The sequence below is a fragment of the Hyphomicrobium sp. genome (assembly GCF_035687085.1).
Classification (GTDB): Bacteria; Pseudomonadota; Alphaproteobacteria; order Rhizobiales; family Hyphomicrobiaceae; genus Hyphomicrobium_B.
Window position 1 is genome coordinate 111784 of sequence record NZ_DASRYS010000014.1, and the last position, 18623, is coordinate 130406.

The 18623-nt window shown below is 60.9% G+C and carries 15 protein-coding genes; 6 read left to right on the forward strand and 9 right to left on the reverse strand.

Annotated elements, in window-relative coordinates; genetic code table 11:
• The first annotated feature begins 79 nt into the window (after positions 1-79).
• Entirely contained in the window at positions 80-1228 is a 1149-nt protein-coding gene (hpnH, locus tag VFG26_RS13960) for an adenosyl-hopene transferase HpnH (RefSeq protein ID WP_325026326.1), read from the forward strand.
• On the opposite strand, the gene VFG26_RS13965 is transcribed toward hpnH, so the two are convergent.
• From VFG26_RS13965 to VFG26_RS14005, 9 genes are all read right to left on the reverse strand, one after another.
• The gene (locus VFG26_RS13965; protein WP_325026328.1) at positions 1172-1858 is read right to left on the reverse strand and encodes a phosphorylase; all 687 of its coding nucleotides are present in this window, start codon (positions 1856-1858) and stop codon (positions 1172-1174) included. The genes hpnH and VFG26_RS13965 overlap by 57 nt on opposite strands.
• A complete protein-coding gene (gene shc, locus VFG26_RS13970; protein ID WP_325026330.1) occupies positions 1859-3859 on the reverse strand; it encodes a squalene--hopene cyclase in 2001 nt (666 codons plus the stop codon).
• A 30-nt stretch (positions 3860-3889) separates the two neighbouring features.
• Positions 3890-5143 (reverse strand): hydroxysqualene dehydroxylase HpnE, encoded by a 1254-nt coding sequence (hpnE, locus tag VFG26_RS13975; RefSeq protein WP_325026333.1) that lies wholly within the window; start codon positions 5141-5143, stop codon positions 3890-3892.
• Positions 5144-5986: a presqualene diphosphate synthase HpnD gene (gene hpnD / locus VFG26_RS13980; protein ID WP_325026335.1), complete on the reverse strand. Its 843-nt coding sequence runs from the start codon at positions 5984-5986 to the stop codon at positions 5144-5146.
• Positions 5976-6866, reverse strand: coding sequence for a squalene synthase HpnC (gene hpnC, locus VFG26_RS13985; RefSeq protein WP_325026337.1), 891 nt, complete (start codon positions 6864-6866; stop codon positions 5976-5978). Before hpnC ends, hpnD begins: the two co-directional genes overlap by 11 nt.
• Before the next feature lie 7 nt (positions 6867-6873).
• Positions 6874-7968 carry a glycosyltransferase gene (locus VFG26_RS13990; RefSeq protein WP_414653305.1) on the reverse strand — a complete coding sequence of 365 codons (1095 nt, stop codon included), beginning with the start codon at positions 7966-7968 and terminating at the stop codon, positions 6874-6876.
• A gap of 50 nt (positions 7969-8018) precedes the next feature.
• Entirely contained in the window at positions 8019-9020 is a 1002-nt protein-coding gene (hpnA, locus tag VFG26_RS13995; protein ID WP_325026341.1) for a hopanoid-associated sugar epimerase, read from the reverse strand.
• Positions 9021-9053: 33 nt separating this feature from the next.
• Entirely contained in the window at positions 9054-10361 is a 1308-nt protein-coding gene (locus tag VFG26_RS14000; RefSeq protein WP_325026343.1) for a PQQ-dependent sugar dehydrogenase, read from the reverse strand.
• A 112-nt stretch (positions 10362-10473) separates the two neighbouring features.
• A complete protein-coding gene (locus VFG26_RS14005) occupies positions 10474-11082 on the reverse strand; it encodes a TetR/AcrR family transcriptional regulator (RefSeq protein ID WP_325026345.1) in 609 nt (202 codons plus the stop codon).
• Between the two features lie 591 nt (positions 11083-11673).
• Here VFG26_RS14005 and VFG26_RS14010 point away from each other — a divergent pair.
• The 5 genes from VFG26_RS14010 (at position 11674) to VFG26_RS14030 (ending at position 18622) form a co-directional block, all read left to right on the forward strand.
• Positions 11674-12768 carry an efflux RND transporter periplasmic adaptor subunit gene (locus tag VFG26_RS14010; protein ID WP_325026347.1) on the forward strand — a complete coding sequence of 365 codons (1095 nt, stop codon included), beginning with the start codon at positions 11674-11676 and terminating at the stop codon, positions 12766-12768.
• A gap of 87 nt (positions 12769-12855) precedes the next feature.
• On the forward strand, positions 12856-16074 hold the full coding sequence (locus tag VFG26_RS14015) for an efflux RND transporter permease subunit (protein ID WP_325026349.1): 3219 nt from the start codon (positions 12856-12858) through the stop codon (positions 16072-16074).
• Between the two features lie 51 nt (positions 16075-16125).
• A complete protein-coding gene (locus tag VFG26_RS14020) occupies positions 16126-16875 on the forward strand; it encodes a glucose 1-dehydrogenase (RefSeq protein ID WP_325026351.1) in 750 nt (249 codons plus the stop codon).
• Positions 16876-16937: 62 nt separating this feature from the next.
• Entirely contained in the window at positions 16938-17864 is a 927-nt protein-coding gene (locus tag VFG26_RS14025) for an ABC transporter ATP-binding protein (RefSeq protein ID WP_325026353.1), read from the forward strand.
• Positions 17861-18622 carry an ABC transporter permease gene (locus VFG26_RS14030; protein WP_325026355.1) on the forward strand — a complete coding sequence of 254 codons (762 nt, stop codon included), beginning with the start codon at positions 17861-17863 and terminating at the stop codon, positions 18620-18622. The genes VFG26_RS14025 and VFG26_RS14030 overlap by 4 nt, the downstream gene beginning before the upstream one ends.
• The last annotated feature ends 1 nt before the right edge of the window (position 18623 follow it).

Consider the following 18623-nt stretch of genomic DNA (forward strand, 5'->3'; position numbering starts at 1 on the left):
CCGCCTGCCGCCTGAATTGCTCGAAGGATTATGATCGGCGATAATGCCGGTTCGAGCGCCGCTAGAAGGAGCCCTATCGGTGGGAATTCCGTTAAACCAAGCCCTGTCGGTGGGTGCCTATGTCATCAAGCAGCACCTCAAGGGGCGCAAACGCTATCCGCTCGTGCTGATGCTCGAGCCGCTCTTCCGCTGCAACCTCGCCTGCGCGGGCTGTGGAAAGATCGACTACCCGGATAAGATCCTCAACCAGCGCATCTCGGTCGCGGACGCGCTGCATTCGATGGACGAATGCGGAGCTCCCGTCGTCGTGCTCGCAGGCGGCGAGCCGCTGCTCCACAAGGAGCTGCCGGAGATCGTCGAAGGCGCGCTCAAGAAGGGCAAGTTCGTCACCGTCTGCACGAACGCGCTGCTGCTCGAAAAGAAAATTCACCTCTACAAGCCGCACAAGAACTTCAACTGGTCGATCCATCTCGACGGCGACAAGGAGATGCACGACAGGTCGGTTTGTCAGAAGGGCGTTTACGACCGGGCCATCGAGGCGATCAAGGTTGCGAAGTCCAAGGGCTTCCGCGTCAACATCAATACGACCCTCTTCAGCGACGCAAAGGCCGAGCAGGTCGCGAAGTTCCTCGACGAAATGAAAAAGCTCGACATCGGCGGGGTCACGATTTCGCCCGGCTACGCCTACGAGCGCGCGCCCGATCAGCAGCACTTCCTCAATCGCACAAAGACGAAGCAGCTCTTCCGCGATATCTTCAAGCTGGGCCGCGGCGGCCGCGCTTGGCCGTTCTTCCAGTCGGCGCTGTTCCTCGATTTCCTTGCCGGCAATCAGACCTACCAATGCACGCCGTGGGGCAACCCGACGCGCACGGTATTTGGCTGGCAGAAGCCCTGCTATCTGCTCGGCGAAGGCTATACGAAGACCTTCAAGGAGCTGATGGAAAGCACCGATTGGGACAAGTACGGCACCGGCAACTACGAGAAGTGCGCCGACTGCATGGTGCATTCAGGCTTTGAAGCGACGGCCGTGATGGACGCTGTGAAGAAGCCTTGGAAGATTGCCGCCGTCGCGCTCCGCGGCGTGAAGACCGATGGTCCGATGGCGCCCGAGATCCCGCTCGATAAGCAGCGTCCGGCCGAGTACGTGTTCTCGCGGCACGTGGAGAACAAGCTAGCGGAGATCAGCGAATCCGAGGCCCGGGCTCAGAAGACTGTGGCAGCTGAATAATCTCTCCATGGCCCGGCGGGTCGCTGAGGCGGCCCGCAATAGGTCCGGGAACTGTCCAGGCTGAGAAATCAACGACTTCAAAACGCCGCCGATGTTGGGCGTTCCATCCGGCTTCAGGCCGTTGATAGCAGCGGGCGGCAGATGCTGGGTCGCTGGATCGGCGATCACGCGTAGCACGGCAAACGGCAGCCGGTACTGCATGGCCAAGTGGGCCACGACGTGGCTTTCCATATCGGCCGCAAAGGCGCCCGTCGCCTCATAGAGGTTTTGCTTGTCGTCCGGCCGGGCGATGACGGAATTCGATGCCGTAATGGCCCCGGGCTCTGCATTGGGGAGCAGCTCCAGCAGGCGTTCACTCCAGCGTTCATCAGCATCGTAGGTCATGCCGTTGGCGATAACGGAGGTGCCGACGACAATTGTCCCCGACGGCAAATCGGGCCGCAATCCGCCCGCTATTCCGAAGCTGATGATGCCGTCGATGCCGCCGGCCGAGACGGTCTCGTCGATCAACGAAACGAGCCGCTTCTCGTCTCCCCCGCAGGAAAGCGCAGTCACCAGCCCGCATCGCTGCGCGACGCGCGCCTCCGCCCTCAGCCCCGTGGCTGCGATAATCCCCCCCCGTTTTCGCATTTACATCCCAGCCATCACGGTTCTCGCATTTGAAGCCTTGAGGTTGCGGTAGCGGGCCAAAGCCCACATCGGAAAGAACTTCGAGTAGCCGTGATAGCGGAGATAGAAGACCCGCGGGAAGCCGGTGGCCGTGAAGTGCTTCTCGTTCCAGAAGCCGTCAGAGCCCTGCGTTGACGCCAAATACGCGATTCCCCGTTGAACCGCAGGATGATCCACTTCCCCTGCCGCCATCAAGCCCATAAGTGCCCAGGCTGTTTGCGACGCCGTGCTCGTCGCCTTTTCGTAGCCCTTGTAGTCGAGCTTGTAGCTCTCGCCGGCCTCGCCCCAGCCGCCGTCGTCATTCTGGATTGATAGCAACCAATTGATGGCCTTGCGGACGACGCTCGAGTTCGGGTCGACCCCAGCCGCGTTCATGGCGCACAGCACCGACCATGTGCCGTAGATGTAATTCATCCCCCAACGGCCATACCAGCTGCCGTCCTTCTCCTGCGTGCGCTCGAGGTAAGCAATTGCCTTGTCGAGCGCGTAGCTTTGGCCGCGGCGCTCTCCAAGTTGCGCCAGCATCGAGACGCAGCGGGCGCTGACGTCGGCTGTCGGCGGATCGAGCAAAGCCCCGTGGTCGGAGAATGGGATCTGATTGAGGTATTCGTATGTGTTGTCGGCGTCAAAAGCACCCCAGCCGCCGTTTTTGCTTTGCATGCCGACAATCCATTCCCGGCCCCGGTCGATCGCCTCGCGGTAGGAATTGTCAGCCGGCTGGACGCGCCCCAGTGAGCGGTCCATCGCCATCACCACGACGGCGGTATCGTCGGTATCAGGGTAATGCGCGTTGTTATATTGGAAGGCCCAGCCGCCCGGACGAATGCCAGGACGGCTCGCCGCCCAGTCGCCGACTGTGTCGAGAACCTGCAGCGGCTTCAGCCATTGGAGCGCACGCTCGGCGCTCGCTTCGGCTTGCGCGTCGCCCACTTCCATCAACGCATGTGTCGAAAGCGCGGTGTCCCACACCGGGGACAGGCATGGCTGGCAGTAAGCTTCGTCGTCTTTGACGATCAGCAGCTTGTCGATGGATTTCCGCGCGATCTGGTAATTGGGATGGTCATGCGAATAGCCAAGCGCATCGTAGACCAGCAGCGAGTTGACCATCGCCGGGAAGATCGCGCCCAAGCCATCTTCGCCATTCAAACGCTCATCGACGAAGGCGACGGCCTTATCGATCGACCGCTTGCGTACGGACTTCGGGAAGTATGGCTCGCAGACACGGAGTACGCGATCAATCGCGCCAAAAATTTCAGACCAGGGCGATTTTTGGTGCGGCCCCTTCGGCCAGACTTTGACGTCCTCAGGCGGGATCGTGAACAGCTCGGAAATGCCGACGCCTTTGGGGTTCCGCGCGCGCGGCTTCAACGCATTGAGAACGGTGAGCGGCACCACGACGGTGCGCGCCCAGTACGAAATCTTGTCTAGGTGGAACGGAAACCACCGCGGCAACACCATGATCTCGACCGGCATCACCGGCACGCCTCGCCAAGGAATTGCGCCGAACAGTGCGAGCAGGTTGCGCGTGAAAACGTTCGCGTGCGAGGCGCCGCCCTGCGACAAGATCCAGCCGCGCGCCTTCTTCATGTACGGCTCTTCGGTGCCGACGCCGATCATCTTCAGCGCGAAGTACGCCTTCACGCTGGCGCTGATGTTCGACTCACCCTCGTGGAAAAGCGGCCAGCCGCCATCGGCCGACTGGATACGGCGTAGATAGTTGGCGATCTTGGCCTCAAGCTCTGCGTCCACGGGCTCGGCCAGATAGTGACGCATCAGAACGTATTCTGCCGGAATCGTCGCGTCCGCTTCGAGTTCGAATACGAAATGGCCATCGTCCCGCTGCAATGAGAGAAGCGCGGTCTTGGCCTTGCTGATTGCGTTTTCGATATCGGTCGTGGCGATGCCGCGCGCTGCGATAGCCGGCTCAAGCCGGGCTGACTGCGCTGCAGGATTGAAGTTCATAGATGCTCTCCCAGAAGTTCGAGCGTCCTATCAGAAGCGCGCCGACATCGCCAGTTTTGCGGCCCCCTCACCGGACCTTATCGCGCCTTCAATTGTCGCGGGAAGTCCGGTGTCGGTCCAATCGCCCGCTAGAATGAGGTTTTCCCAACGCGTGCGTGGTTTTGGACGCAGGGCATTTTGCTCAGGCGTTGCGGCAAAAGTGGCGCGCCGCTCCTTCACGATCTGCCATGGCGGCAGATCTGCGGGGAGGTTCGCGATCTTGGCGACCTCGGCCCAAATCTGCCGCGCGAGCGGCTCTCTCTCCGCCTCATTGAAGCGGTCGGCGGAGCTGACGGTAACAGACAGCCGGTTTTCGAATGCGAACAGCCATTCCGTCGTGGCGTTGATGACGCTCATGATCTTCGGCAAATCCGCTGGCGGTGCGATGGCGAAGTGCGCATTGCAGATCGACCGGTATTCCGTCGGTACCGTCAGATCGCGAACCAAAGTGCGGGCCACCCAAGCGGGTACTGCGAGGATGAGCCTATCGCTCTCCTTCAGCTCGACAGTGCCATCTTCGAATTGCAGGGCGCGGATGTTGCGCTCGCCTAGTTCGATCGATCGCAGCGGATGATCGAACCGCACTTCGGCGCCCCGCTTGCCGAGAAACGACAGCGCGGAATCGATAAGGGCCGGCCCCAACCCGTGCGCCGCGAACAACGGACGGCAGGCTTGTCCTCCGCGCGCGAGCGTTTCGCGTACGACGGCGGCTGCGAGCTGAGCTGAGCCTTCGGAGGCATCGCAGTTCAGCGCAGCGAGCAACACTGGCTGCATCAGCCGAGTAAAAACCGGCGAGCGCACATCGACCCGCTGCGTAATCGTATCGTTGGCTTTGGATTGGAGGAGGCTTGCGAGGCGAATGTAATCGGCAGCACGCGTGCCGGGCACGCGACGGTTCTTTGCGAAAACCCACCAGGGCAGCGGCCCGTCATTGGGCCGCAGCGTCCAGCGCTCTCCGGATTTCAAATCGCAGAAGGCGAACTCCGCGTGCTGCGGGTCGTCGAGCAGATGTCTGCCGCCGATCGTATTCAGATAGCTTATCGCGCTGGAGTTGCCCGACAGCAGCAGATGGTTGCCGTTGTCGATCGTCAGTCCAAGCGCGGGTTCGAAATAGGAGCGGCAACGGCCGCCCGCATGGCGTGCAAGTTCGTGGATGACGACCTTGCGCCCGCTGCCGACCAATGTGACCGCCGCCGAGAGGCCGGCAAGGCCAGCCCCGACGATGTGAACAGTGCCGTCGCTCATTTAGAAAATGCCGTCGCGCAGAACAGCCCAGAGCACAGTGCGCTTGGAGCGGCGTACATCGACGCGCGGCGCGTGCCATCCTCGTGCAATCAGCTTCTCGAGGATGCCCCGATAGACCGTCGCCATCATGCGCGGCGACCTAACCGAGCGGCGGGAGCTGCGCGCCATGATGGCATCCGAGGCGTCGTAGTACCTGCGCGCCTTATCCGCGATACCACGGCACACGCGATCGAGCCGCGGATCGGCAAGGATCTCGGCAATCGAGAGGTCTGCAAGACCGCACTCGCGCAGCGCCTCTTTGGGCAGATAGAGCCGGCCCATGCTGGCGTCTTCGTCGACGTCGCGCAGGATGTTCGTCAGCTGCAGCGCGCGGCCGAGGTTGTGCGACAGCTCTATTCCGGCCGCTTCTTCCATGCCGAAAATGCGTACCGACAATCTTCCAACGGCAGAAGCTGCGCGGTCGCAATAGAGGTCGAGCACCTTCCATTCGGGTGCGCGAAGATCGCGGACGATATCCATCTCCATGCCGTCGATGACGGCGATGAAATCATCCTTTAGCAGGCCATACTGCGCAATCGGGCCCGCGAGGTCGCGCGTGCGCTGCGTCCGGCGTCCTGTTGCATAGAGGGCTTCAATGTCTTCGCGGTACTGGACGAGGTCGGCCAAGCGAACCTCCCGCGAGCCGCCATTATCGGCCACGTCATCGACGGCCCGGCAGAAGGCGTACACGTGATACATCGCCTCGCGCTGCTGGCGCGGTAGAACCCGCATCGCTGCATAGAACGAGCTGCTGGCGGCGGCCGGCGTTTCTTCAGCAATCAGGCTGTCGATCTCAGCGCTCATGCGGCATCATCCTTGACGTCTTAGTGAACGCAGCACGTGTGAAGGGGCGGCCCAGAAGCGTCGTGGCCGCCGTGCGCGCCGCTATAGCAGCTGCGTGTGATTTGGAAAGGTGGACGGTCTCTGAGAGCGGATCCCGCGTCTTCAGGAGGCCGATCAGCTTGCGCGCGAGCGCTGCAATGACGGCCGTCTCCACAGCGAGCCGAGTATCGGCGACGCTGGAGGGCAACAGCGCCGCCTCAGGCATGAGGCGCTCGGTCCGCGCGGCCAAGGCTTGGAGACATGCGCGCAATTCCGGCGACGCTTTGGGCGCCGCCAGAGCCTCGATGCTCGCACCGTACAACGCAAGCTCTTCGATCGGCACGTAGACGCGATCGATATTGCGATAGTCCTTCGCGCAATCCTGCAGGTGATTGATGATCTGCAGCGCCGTGCACAAGGCATCGGAATGCTGCCACGTTGAGGCCGGTTCGCCGTGGACGTCGAGAACGAAGCGGCCGACGGGCATCGCCGAATACCGGCAATACTCGATAAGCTCGTCCCACGTGTTGTAGCGATTCTTGGTAACGTCCTGCCGGAAGGCCTTGAGCAGATCGAGCGCGTGCTGCGCGCTCAAGTTCCTCAGTTGCAGTTGTTCGCGCAGGGCCAGCGCATCGACTGCGGCATCGGAATGGCCGAGCAGTGTTTGTTCGAGCGCCTCAAGGATCGACAATTTCGATTGTGCGTCCAGCGCCGGATGATCAGCGGCATCATCGGCGGCGCGCGCAAAGCGATAGAAGGCCAGAATGGGCGCGCGGTGACGCGAGGCAATGATGCGCGACGCAACAGGAAAGTTCTCGTCACGCTCGGACTTGCCGGATTTGTACTTGCCGTCGACCGTCATTGCCTGCCTACTTTGCGGCCTGTACTCGGCCTTTCCAGAGGCCTCCGCGACCGCGCCTATGCTGATACGCCGAATCTAGCGTGAAACCCACATAGGTCATCGCGATAACTGGTAGCGCGAGAGCCCAAAGTCCTGAACGGTTGTAAAAGCGCAACGTCGGCTGAAATGCAAAGATCATTATCAAATATGCAGCCACAGCGAGTACGTTCGCAGGGTCATCGGCGAAAAACGCAAAAACAAGCGGTACCAGATAAATAAGTGCCATGCCGACGACCGTACCAAGCAATAGCAGCGGCGAGTACTTCAGTTGGGCGTAGGCCGAACGCGCAACCATTCGGCGAATATCTTGCAGTGCGGGGTATTCACGTAGACTGGTCACATTATTGGAAAGACCGAGCCAAATCGGCCCCTGCGTTTTCAACAGCTTTCCGAGCGCACAATCGTCAATGAGCGCGCCGCGGATGGCGGCGATGCCGCCAGCCCGTTCCAACGCGCCGCGCTCAACTAACATGCAACCACCGGCTGCTGCTGCCGTCGCTGCTGTCTGCCGATTTACCCAGCGAAATGGATAAAGCATCTTGAAGAAAAAGATGAAGGCCGGAACCAAGGCTTTTTCAACGAAACTTTCGCATTTGAGCTTGGCCATCACCGATGTCATGGCGCGGCCGTTCGCGTTAGAGCTTTTGACAAGCGACCGAAGCGTACCCGGCGCGTAGGCAATGTCAGCGTCGGTCAGAAGCAGATAATCGGGTTTCGAGACGGAGGCTGCGGCAATTCCTTGGTGCATCGCCCAAACCTTGCCGGTCCAAGCCGGCGGCAGTTCGTGGCCACTGATGACTGTTATCTGACGAGGCGACGTCGCAGCGATCTTTTGGGCGATATCGGCTGTCCCGTCGTTGCTTTGATCGTCGACGAGCACAATGGAGAATTCTCCGGGATAGTCCTGCGCCGCCAGAGACGTGAGCGACGAAGGAAGCATATCGGCTTCGTTTCGTGCCGGGATGACGGCCGTTACGCGCGGCCAGATGGCCGGTGTGGAGGACTTCTCGCCGTCGGTCTCCTCGCGCTCGCTCGTCAGCCAGAATCCGCCGTTGAACAGCACGAGGTAAGCCCAAGCAGCGAGGCTCAGGGCCGCTATGACATCAAGCGCTGTCATTTCAGATACCCGGCATCGCGAAACCAGCGATAGGCTTCCGCCAGTGCTTCTCGAGCGGGACGCGCCCGATAGGAAAGTTCAGCTTGAGCTTTGGCGGATGAAAAGAACATTTTGTATTTCGCCATGCGCAGGCCATCGACGGTGGCGAACGGCTCTCGACCCGTGAAGCGCGCGACGGCTTCCGCCCCGTAGGCAATCGGATAGATGATCTGGCGCGGAAGCTTGATCGACGGTGGCCTGCGGCCAGCGAGATGCGCGATTTCAGCGAGCATCTGCCCGAGAGTCATGTCCTCGCCCCCCAGAATGTAACGTTCGCCAATGCGCCCGTACCTCAGGGCCGCAATATGTCCATCAGCGACGTCATCGACGTGCACCAGATTCAATCCCGTCTCGACGTAGGCCGGCATTCTCCCCGATGCCGCCTCAACCACGATGCGCCCGGTCGGCGTCGGGCGGACATCGCGCGGGCCGATCGGCGTCGACGGATTGACGATGACGGCCGGCAAACCTTCTTCCGCCACCATGCGCTCAACGAGGCGCTCGGCGAGCACCTTGCTCTTCTTGTAGGCGCCGATAGCCCTTTGGGCGTCGAGAGGCATCGTCTCGTCCGAACGCGTGCCGTCCTCAAACACCCTCAGCGTTGCGACGCTGGACGTGTAGACGACGCGTTCGACCCCGGCTTTCAAGGCAGCGTCCATCACGGCGCGCGTGCCTTGCGTGTTCGTTCTGATGATCTCTTCCGGGTCCGGCGCCCACAGGCGATAGTCGGCAGCCACGTGGAAAACATAGCGCGTGCCTTGAACGGCTCGCGCGATCAAGTCCGCGTCGCGAATATCCCCTTCAACAATATCCAGCCCGGCATCCGTCAAGTTGGCGCGATTGCTTGTCGGCCGGACAAGCGCGCGGACGGCAAATCCTTCCGCGATAAGGCGGCGGGCGACCGCTGAGCCTACGAATCCGGAGGCGCCGGTCAAAAATGCGATGTCTTTTCCCGCCAACGCTTACCCACCCCTTCGCGTCCGAACTTCAGGTCACCCCGTGTAGACGATGCGCCAGATTCGGCCACCAGCATCGTCGCTGACGTAAAGCGCGCCATCGGGTCCGACCGCAAGCCCCGTGGGCCGATGCTCTGTGCCTTCTGGATCTCCGTCGCGGAAACCGTCGGCGAAAGTGGTGTAGGGGCCCGAGGCTTTGCCGTCAGCGAGCGGCTGGAAGACGACTTTATAGCCTTGCTGCGGACCGTCGGAGCGGTTCCACGATCCATGGAACGCGATGAACGCGCCGCCGCGATAGGACTCGGGAAAAGCGTTTGCCTTGTAGATCTTCAGATCGTTCGGCGCCCAATGAGCGGGATAGGCGGCCACGGGAGGAAGCTTATCCGCGCACCGGCCGACGGCTTTGCCGCCGTCGCCGCCGTATTCGGGTGCGAGCACGTGCTTGTTCTGCGCCGCGTCGAAATAGCAGTACGGCCAGCCGTAATCGCCGCCCTCGCGAAGCTCGACGAGGATTTCCGCGGGCTGTTCCGAGCCTTGCTTGGAGGTGTACAGGTGCTGCCAGTTCTCATGAAGCTGATCGCGGCCGTGTTGGGTCGCATAAACGCGGCCCGATTCATCGAAGTCGATGCCTGCGGCATTGCGAATGCCCGTCGTGTATCTCGCGGCAGGCGAAAACACTTGGCCGGTTTTGTTGGCGTCGAATCGCCAAACTCCAGAGTGCGTCTCGAGCTCGACGCACGGATCGATACCGGGCGATTCCGGTGCCCGATTATCGACTTGGCAGGAGTCCGTTGCCGATCCGATATTGAGGAAGAGGTTGCCTGCCGGATCGATCGTAAACTGGCGAGATTTATGGTCTCCGTTCTGCGGGATACCGGATACGATGGTTTCGGGTTTGCCCTTGGGTGCAATGTCGCCGGGCTTGAGATCGTAACGAACGATTTCATCGCCCAGATCGACGTAGACGCCATTCTTATAAACCGCGATACCGGTGCCGCCGTCGTCCGGCGGCCCGAACCGCTCAACGACGTCGGCGTGGCCTTGGCCTTTGGTGTCTTTCAAGGCCAGCAGGGAGCCGCTGGATGACGATTTGCGGCTGCGATTGTTGACGTAGACCGTACCGTCAGGGCCGACGGCCATATGGCGAGGCGCGCCTACCTTGTCGGCAAAGATCGTGGCGCAGAACCCCTTCGGCAGCGTGATACCAGCGTTCTTGGCGTCTGCACTGCAAGAATTTCGCTCCGCTAATTCGGCGCCGCCTGCCATCGACACCGGCATCTCAGCCATGAGAGCGAGTTGCAGGACGGACGCTGCGATCGCGCCGGGTACGAGCCAGTGGGGCATTCAAGAACTCCGCGATGACAATTTCACCAGATGGATTGGCCGGTTGAGAACAGGACTAGGTCTGCTTTGCAGCGACAGTCCTACATGATCTCGCGCAGGCGAGCGAACGGGATCACCTGGTCTTTTCCTTCGCAACCGGCCAGGCTTGCAGAGCCATTTCCGCAACGGCCAGAAGAGCCTCGCGCGACGCGCCGCTCGTTGCCTGCACCGCCATGCCTTGCGCCACCGTCATTGTATAGCGCGCCAGCGCGTCCGGATCGGCATCGGCTGGCAAATCACCCTCGGCCTTGGCGCGTTCGAACCGATCGCGAAGCTCCTTCTCGCCCATCGACCGGCGCCGGCAAAGCTCCTGCTTGATTGATTCGGCCGCTTCACCGCACGAAAGAGCGCCCTGCACGGCAAGGCATCCGGGCGGGTTTGATGGGTCCGACAGGAACATCGCACAGCCTGTCAGAAGCTTCTCAACCACGGCTCTGGCCGTCGGTTGCGCGATCGCATCACGATACAGCGAGCCCGGCCCCTTCTGTTCGTAGCGCTCCAGGGCCAGCTTGAAGAGCTCTTCCTTGCTTCCGAAAGCGCCATAGAGGCTCGGACGGCTAATCCCCATGGCTTCCGTGAGATCGGTGAGGGATGCCCCTTCGTAACCGTGCTCCCAGAAGACCTTCAAAGCCTTGTCGAGCACCTGCTCAACGTCGAATTCCCTGGGGCGGCCTTTTTGCACCGCTTCTCTCCCGATAACTTTTTTGTTTGGTTTACACCTATACATTTTCATACTGGTCGATACAAATAGCAGTTGACACGTTCACGGCCCCGCCTATATCCGTACCACTCGGTACATATATAGGGAATCGGCGCACGATGAAAAGTACTTTCGGCAGCGCTACTGCGGTCCTCCGAGGATTTGCAGGGTGGGTTTCAGGTCGAACCTCCATTCAGATTACCGATGAGGTGCGTCCGTTCATCGTATCCGCTTGCGGGTATCAATCTCGGGATGAAGGAGATTCCGTGGAGAAGGCGGGGCGGTTCGATGCCTCGCGCGACCGTTGGTCTCCCGGAATCAACCACGACAATTTTTCCTGAGCGACGACACGGCGGCGGTCCTCCTGCTTGGGGCCGCCGCATTCACGGCCCTTTTCACTTTTTCCGGCAGCACGCCGCTGCGGCGACGCGCCATAGGCGTGAACAATCGAGGGTTATCATGCGACTTCGCGTTTCTTCACGAGATCTGAAACGGCTGATGGGTTCGGCAGCCGTAGCTACTGTTCTTCTTACAGCCAGCGCAGAGGTGGCGTTCGCCCAGGCGCGCCCGCCAGTGGCAGTTTCTGTCGCAACGGTAGAAGCCCGCGACGCCGAAACGTGGGATGAATTCTCGGGCCGCCTTGAGGCCGTGGAACGCGTCGACCTTCGTCCTCGTGTTTCCGGGCAGATCTCAGCCATTCATTTCCGCGAAGGCGCGCTGGTGAAAGCCGGCGATACGCTGGTTACCATTGATCCCTCTCCTTATGCTGCTGAGGTCGAGCGCTTGAGCGGCACGGTCGCCGCAGCAGAAGCACAGGTCGTTTTCACCAAAACCGACGTGGAGCGCGCCCGCAAAATCATCGGCAACGCTCTTTCCGAGCGGGAACTCGATTCGCGCGCAAACGCGTACGACGCGGCGATCGCAAACCTGAAAAGCGCTCAGGCCGCACTCAGAACCGCGAAACTCAATCTTGAATGGACGGAAGTGCGAGCACCGGTCTCGGGTCGCGTGGGCCGGCGTGAAATCACGGTCGGCAACCTTGTTGAGTCTGGCCCCAACGCTCCGGTGCTGACGACGATCGTCTCGGTCAATCCGATCTATGCAAGCTTCAACGCCGACGAGAATGTCGTTTCGCGCGCACTTGCAACGCTTTCGCCCGAGGCGAATGCGACAGCGCGCGTCGAGCAAATTCCTGTCGAGATTTCGACTGCGTCGGCCGAGGGGCAATGGCGCCGCGGCTCGCTGCAGCTGATCGACAACAAGGTCGATGTCGCGAGCGGCACGGTGCGCCTGCGCGCGACGCTCGATAATGCCGATGGCAGGCTGATCGCTGGACAGTTCGTCCGGGTCCGCATGGCGAAGCCCCGTGGCGCGCCGATCATTGCGATCAGCGAGCGCGCCATAGGCACCGATCAGGACAAGAAGTACGTCATTGTTGTCGGCGCTGACAACAAGACAGCCTATCGGGAAGTGAAGCTCGGAGCGATGGCGGATGATCTTCGCATCATCACGAGCGGCCTTGCCGCGGGTGATCGCATCATCGTCGCGGGCTTGCAGCATGTGCGCCCGGGTGACGAAGTCGCGCCGGAGCCCGTCGCCATGAACGGCAAGCCGTTGGTGGAAGAGCACGCCGCCACCGAGAAGCCGACCACCACAGCGCAGCAATAAGGCCCCACCCCGGCGGCGGTTCGCAGAACGTCAGCCGCCGGGCGCAAAGAAAACTCGCTCAACGACAGCCACCAAGGCGCGCCTGCAATGAACATTTCAAACTTCTTCATCGACCGCCCGATTTTCGCAGGCGTCCTTTCCACCCTGATCTTTCTCGGCGGGCTCCTGGCGTTGCCGGCCATGCCAATTTCGGAATATCCGGAGGTGGCGCCGCCGCAGGTCGTCGTTCGCGCGAATTATCCCGGCGCCAATCCGAAGGTGATCGCCGAGACGGTTGCGACGCCCATCGAAGAGCAGATCAACGGCGTTGAAGGCATGCTCTATATGAGCAGCCAGGCGACGACCGATGGCTTGATGACCTTGACCGTCACCTTCCGCCTCGGAACCGATCCCGACAAGGCGCAGCAGCTCGTGCAGAACCGCGTCTCGCAGGCCGAGCCCCGTTTGCCCGCCGACGTGCGCGCACTCGGGATCACGACGGTCAAGAGTTCGCCCGACCTCACGATGGTCGTGCACTTGCTGTCGCCGAACGATCGCTACGACATGACGTACCTGCGCAATTACGCGGTGATCAACGTCAAGGATCGCCTCGCGCGCATCAACGGCGTGGGCGACGTCCAGATCTTCGGTTCGGGCGACTATTCGATGCGCGTCTGGGTCGATCCCGAGAAGGCGGCTGAACTGGGACTTTCGGCGAGCGACATCGCCAACGCCATCCGCGCCGAGAACGTGCAAGCAGCCGTTGGCGTCGTCGGCTCGTCGCCGTCGCTCCCGAACCTCGACTTCCAGCTTTCGGTCAATGCGCAAGGGCGTCTCGCAAGCGAAGAAGAATTCGGCGACATCGTCGTCAAGGCCGGCGCGAACAATCAGGTCACGCGCCTGCGCGACGTCGCGCGTATCGAACTCGGCGCAGCCGACTATTCGCTCCGGTCTCTGCTCAACAACAAGCAGGCGGTCGCCATCCCGATCTTCCAGTCTCCCGGATCAAACGCGATCGAGATCTCGGACAATGTCCGCGCGACAATGGCGGAGCTGAAGCGGTATATGCCGGAAGGCGTCGACTACAGCATCGTCTATGATCCGACGCAGTTCGTGCGCGCCTCCATCGAGGCCGTTATTCACACGCTGCTCGAAGCCGTCGCGCTCGTCGTCCTGGTCGTCATCATATTCCTGCAAACCTGGCGCGCGTCGATCATTCCGCTGATCGCGGTTCCCGTGTCGATCATCGGCACCTTCGCCGTGATGCACATTTTCGGCTTCTCGATAAACGCGCTGACCCTCTTCGGACTTGTGCTCGCCATCGGCATCGTGGTGGACGACGCCATCGTCGTCGTCGAGAACGTCGAGCGAAATATCGAGAACGGATTGCCCCCGCGCGAAGCCACTATTCAGGCCATGCGCGAGGTTTCCGGTCCCATCATCGCGATTGCGCTGGTGCTCGTTGCCGTGTTCGTGCCGCTCGCCCTCATCACGGGCCTCACCGGCCAGTTCTACAAGCAGTTCGCGCTAACGATCGCGATTTCGACCGTGATCTCGGCGATCAACTCGCTGACGCTGTCGCCCGCGCTCGCAGCCATCCTGCTCAAGGGCCACGATGCGCCGAAGGATTGGCTGACGCGCGCCATGGAGTTCGCGTTCGGCTGGTTTTTCCGCGCGTTCAACCGCGCCTTCACAAGTGGATCGAACGCCTACAGCGGTGGCGTGAAACGCATCCTGTCTCACAAGGCGGCGGCGTTCTTCGTCTATCTGCTTTTGATCGGAGCGGCCGGAGGTTTGTTCAAGGCGGTTCCCAGCGGGTTCGTGCCCGGCCAGGACAAGCAGTATCTCGTCGGCTTCGCCCAGCTGCCCGACGGCGCAACGCTCGACCGCACGGAAGAAGTCATCCGGCAGATGGGCGACATCATGCTGAAGACTCCTGGCGTGCAGGATGCCGTGCAGTTCCCGGGCTTGTCGATCAATGGCTTCACCAACAGCTCCAACTCCGGAATCGTTTTTGCCGGTTTGAAGCCGTTCGAAGAGCGTCGCTCACCCGACCTCAGCGGCCCGGCCATTGCGATGAAGCTCAACCAGCAATACGCCGGTATCAAAGATGCCTTCATCGTCATGTTCCCACCGCCTCCCGTGCAGGGTCTCGGCACCATCGGCGGCTTCAAGCTTCAGGTCGAAGACCGCGCCGGTCTTGGCTACGACGCGCTTAGCGAGGCGATGCAGAACTTCACAGCGGCGTTGAACAAGGCGCCGGAGCTTGCCGGCATCTTCACGTCGTATCAGGTGAACGTGCCGCAGCTTTATGCTGCGATCGACCGGACCAAGGCGCGCCAGCTCGGCGTCGCCGTGACGGACGTGTTCGAGACGATGCAAATCTATCTCGGATCGCTCTACGTCAACGACTTCAACAAATTCGGCCGCACCTATTCGGTTCGCGTTCAGGCGGATGCGAAGTATCGGGCGCGCGCCGAGGACATCGGCCTGTTGAAGGTTCGCTCGAACACGGGCGCAATGATCCAGCTTTCGGCGCTCCTCAATGTGAAGCAGGTCGCGGGCCCGGAGCGCGCCATGCGTTACAACGGCTTCCTCACGGCAGACATCAACGGCGGTGCTGCGCCCGGCTACTCTTCCGGCCAGGCAAAGGATGCGGTTGAGCGGATCGCCGCTCAAGTTCTGCCGAAGGGCATTGGCTTTGAATGGACCGACCTGACGTACCAGGAGATCCTGGCAGGCAATTCCGGAATCTGGGTCTTCCCGCTGTCGATCTTCCTCGTCTTCCTGGTGCTCGCGGCGCAGTACGAAAGTCTCGTGCTTCCGCTTTCGATCATCCTGATCGTGCCGATGGGCCTGCTCGCTGCAATCGGCGGTGTCTATCTGTCGAACGGAGACAACAACGTCTTCACGCAGATCGGCTTGATCGTTCTTGTCGGATTGTCCGCGAAGAACGCCATTCTGATCGTGGAGTTTGCGCGCGAACTCGAGCTTGCCGGGCGAAACCCCGTGCAGGCGGCGATCGAAGCGAGCCGCTTGCGTCTTCGTCCGATCTTGATGACGTCCATGGCGTTCATCATGGGCGTCGTCCCGCTCGTCACCTCGATCGGAGCCGGCGCGGAGATGCGGCAGGCCATGGGCATTGCCGTGTTCTCCGGAATGATCGGTGTAACGATCTTCGGCATTTTCCTGACGCCTGTTTTCTACGTCATTCTGCGTAAGCTCAGCGGAAACAAGCCCTTGAAGCACACCGGCGCCATTGTCGCTCCGGTCGCTGGCAATGGGCCCGGTTCCCATGGGCACTTGTCACCTACGCCCGCAGAGTAACGCGGCGCAAACTAAAGCTCCCCCCTCCCCCACCCCTTAAGGAGAAATGCAATGGCTAACCTCAAAGGCAAAGTCGCCGTCGTCACCGGCGCCTCAAAGGGCATCGGCGCCGCGATTGCGCGAGCCCTCGCTGAAGCGGGCGCGGCTGTCACCGTGAACTATGCGTCGAGCAAAGAAGGTGCCGATCGCGTCGTCGCCGATATCAAGAGCAAAGGCGGCAAGGCCATTTCCGTCAAAGGCAGCGTTGCCAAGCGCGAAGACATCAAAAACATCTTTGCTGAGACGAAGAACGCCTTCGGCCAGGTCGACATCCTCGTCAACAACGCCGGCGTTTATCTCTTTCAGCCCTTGGAAGCCGTGACGGAAGAGGAATTCCACCGGCAGTTCGACACGAACGTTCTTGGAACGATCCTCGCTGCGCAGGAAGCCGCGAAGTATTTTGGCCCCGAAGGCGGCAGCATCATCAATGTCAGCTCAGTCGCCAGCCAGTCTTCACTGCAAGGCACCGTCGTTTATGCCAGCACGAAAGCTGCTGTCGATACCGTCACGCGGGTTCTCGCTGCCGAACTCGGCCCGAGGAAAATTCGCGTTAACACGCTTGCTCCGGGTCTGGTCGAAACCGAGGGCGTGCACACACTCGGCGTTATAGGCACCGATTTCGAGAAAACTGTGGTCGCTGAAACGCCGCTTGGGCGCGTCGGCCAGCCGGATGATATCGCGAAGGTGGCCGTTTTTCTGGCGTCGGACGAGGCCGGCTGGATTACCGGTGACAGGCTGACAGTTTCCGGCGGGTCCCGTTGACAACGGTGGGTGACGCTGCGATGCGTGCCCGGTCGAAGCACGCCATTGCAGAGAACCCATCGATGCAGCCAGTCATCCGTATCGAACATCTTGCCAAGACGTACGCTTCGGGATTTACGGCCCTCAAGGACATCAATCTCGAAGTCAATCGCGGCGAGATCTTCGCGCTTCTCGGCCCAAATGGTGCCGGCAAGACGACGCTGATCAGTGCCATCTGTGGGATCGTCAATCCTTCAGCCGGCACGATCAGGGTCGACGGCATGGATATCGTGGCTGAATACCGAAAAGTGCGGGCCATGATCGGCCTTGTGCCGCAGGAACTTTCGACCGACATGTTCGAGACGCCGTGGGCCACGGTAAACTTCAGCCGTGGCTTGTTCGGCAAGCCGCGGAATCATGCCTACGTCGAGAAGGTCCTGCGCTCGCTTTCGCTTTGGGAAAAGAAGGATGCTCGCATCATGACGCTTTCGGGCGGCATGAAGCGGCGGTTGCTGATCGCGAAAGCGCTTGCGCATGAGCCGCGCATTCTGTTTCTCGACGAGCCCACCGCAGGCGTCGATGTCGAGCTTCGCCGCGAGATGTGGGAGGTCGTCAGAGATCTGCGCGCGCAAGGCGTGACGATCATTCTGACGACGCACTACATCGAAGAAGCGGAAGAGATGGCCGATCGCGTCGGCGTCATCGCCAAGGGCGAGATCATTCTTGTTGAAGAAAAGAACGAGCTGATGCGCAAGCTCGGCAAGAAGCAGCTCGTGCTTCAGCTGTCTTCGCCGTTGGCAGCGGTCCCTCCGGAACTCAGCGCCTACAGTCTGCAGCTCGGCGCCGACGGTAACGAGCTGACCTATACCTACGATACGCGGGCGGAACGAACGGGCATCACCACGCTCCTGAACGACATGCGAGCGGCAGGCGTGACGTTCAAGGATCTCTCCACGATGCAAAGCTCGCTCGAAGACATTTTCGTCGATCTCGTGAGGCAAAAGCGATGAACACCGAAGCCGTCCGCGCCATTTTCTTTTTCGAAATGTCGCGCTGGAAGCGGACGCTGATGCAGAGCATCGTGTCTCCGGTTCTCGCGACATCGCTTTACTTCATCGTATTCGGCGCCGCGATCGGCTCGCGCATTCCGAGCATCGAGGGTGTCAGCTACGGCTCGTTTATCGTGCCGGGCCTGATCATGCTTTCCCTTCTGACGGAGAGCACGTCCAATGCGTCGTTCGGAATTTATTTCCCGCGATTTACCGGCACGATTTACGAGCACCTGTCGGCGCCGATATCGCCCTTCGAAATCGTGATCGGGTACGTCGGGGCGGCGGCGACGAAGTCCGTCATCCTCGGCCTCATCATCCTGGCGACTGCGAGCCTGTTCGTCGATATCCAGATTGCGCATCCCTTCTGGATGATCGCGTTTCTGTTTTTGACCGCGATCACGTTCAGCATGCTCGGATTTGTCATCGGCGTGTGGGCCGACGGCTTCGAGAAGCTGCAAATCGTGCCGCTTCTCATCATCACGCCGCTCACGTTTCTCGGCGGCACCTTCTATTCGCTGAAGATGCTGCCGCCGGCCTGGCAGGCCGTCACGCTGTTCAATCCGATCGTCTATCTCATCAGCGGCTTCCGCTGGAGCTTTTACGAGATCTCCGACGTCAACGTCGGCGTCAGCCTAGCGATGATCTTCGTGTTCCTCGCCATCTGCATGAGCGTCGTCTGGTGGATCTTCAAGACGGGCTACCGCCTCAAGGCCTAAC

Bases quoted from the DNA above. Each gene is read 5' to 3' on its own strand.
- VFG26_RS13965 (WP_325026328.1), bottom strand. From the start codon at position 1,858: ATGCGAAAACGGGGGGGGATTATCGCAGCCACGGGGCTGAGGGCGGAG.
- shc (WP_325026330.1), bottom strand. From the start codon at position 3,859: ATGAACTTCAATCCTGCAGCGCAGTCAGCCCGGCTTGAGCCGGCTATC.
- hpnE (WP_325026333.1), bottom strand. From the start codon at position 5,143: ATGAGCGACGGCACTGTTCACATCGTCGGGGCTGGCCTTGCCGGCCTC.
- hpnD (WP_325026335.1), bottom strand. From the start codon at position 5,986: ATGAGCGCTGAGATCGACAGCCTGATTGCTGAAGAAACGCCGGCCGCC.
- hpnC (WP_325026337.1), bottom strand. From the start codon at position 6,866: ATGACGGTCGACGGCAAGTACAAATCCGGCAAGTCCGAGCGTGACGAG.
- VFG26_RS14000 (WP_325026343.1), bottom strand. From the start codon at position 10,361: ATGCCCCACTGGCTCGTACCCGGCGCGATCGCAGCGTCCGTCCTGCAA.
- VFG26_RS14015 (WP_325026349.1), top strand. From the start codon at position 12,856: ATGAACATTTCAAACTTCTTCATCGACCGCCCGATTTTCGCAGGCGTC.
- VFG26_RS14020 (WP_325026351.1), top strand. From the start codon at position 16,126: ATGGCTAACCTCAAAGGCAAAGTCGCCGTCGTCACCGGCGCCTCAAAG.
- VFG26_RS14025 (WP_325026353.1), top strand. From the start codon at position 16,938: ATGCAGCCAGTCATCCGTATCGAACATCTTGCCAAGACGTACGCTTCG.
- VFG26_RS14030 (WP_325026355.1), top strand. From the start codon at position 17,861: ATGAACACCGAAGCCGTCCGCGCCATTTTCTTTTTCGAAATGTCGCGC.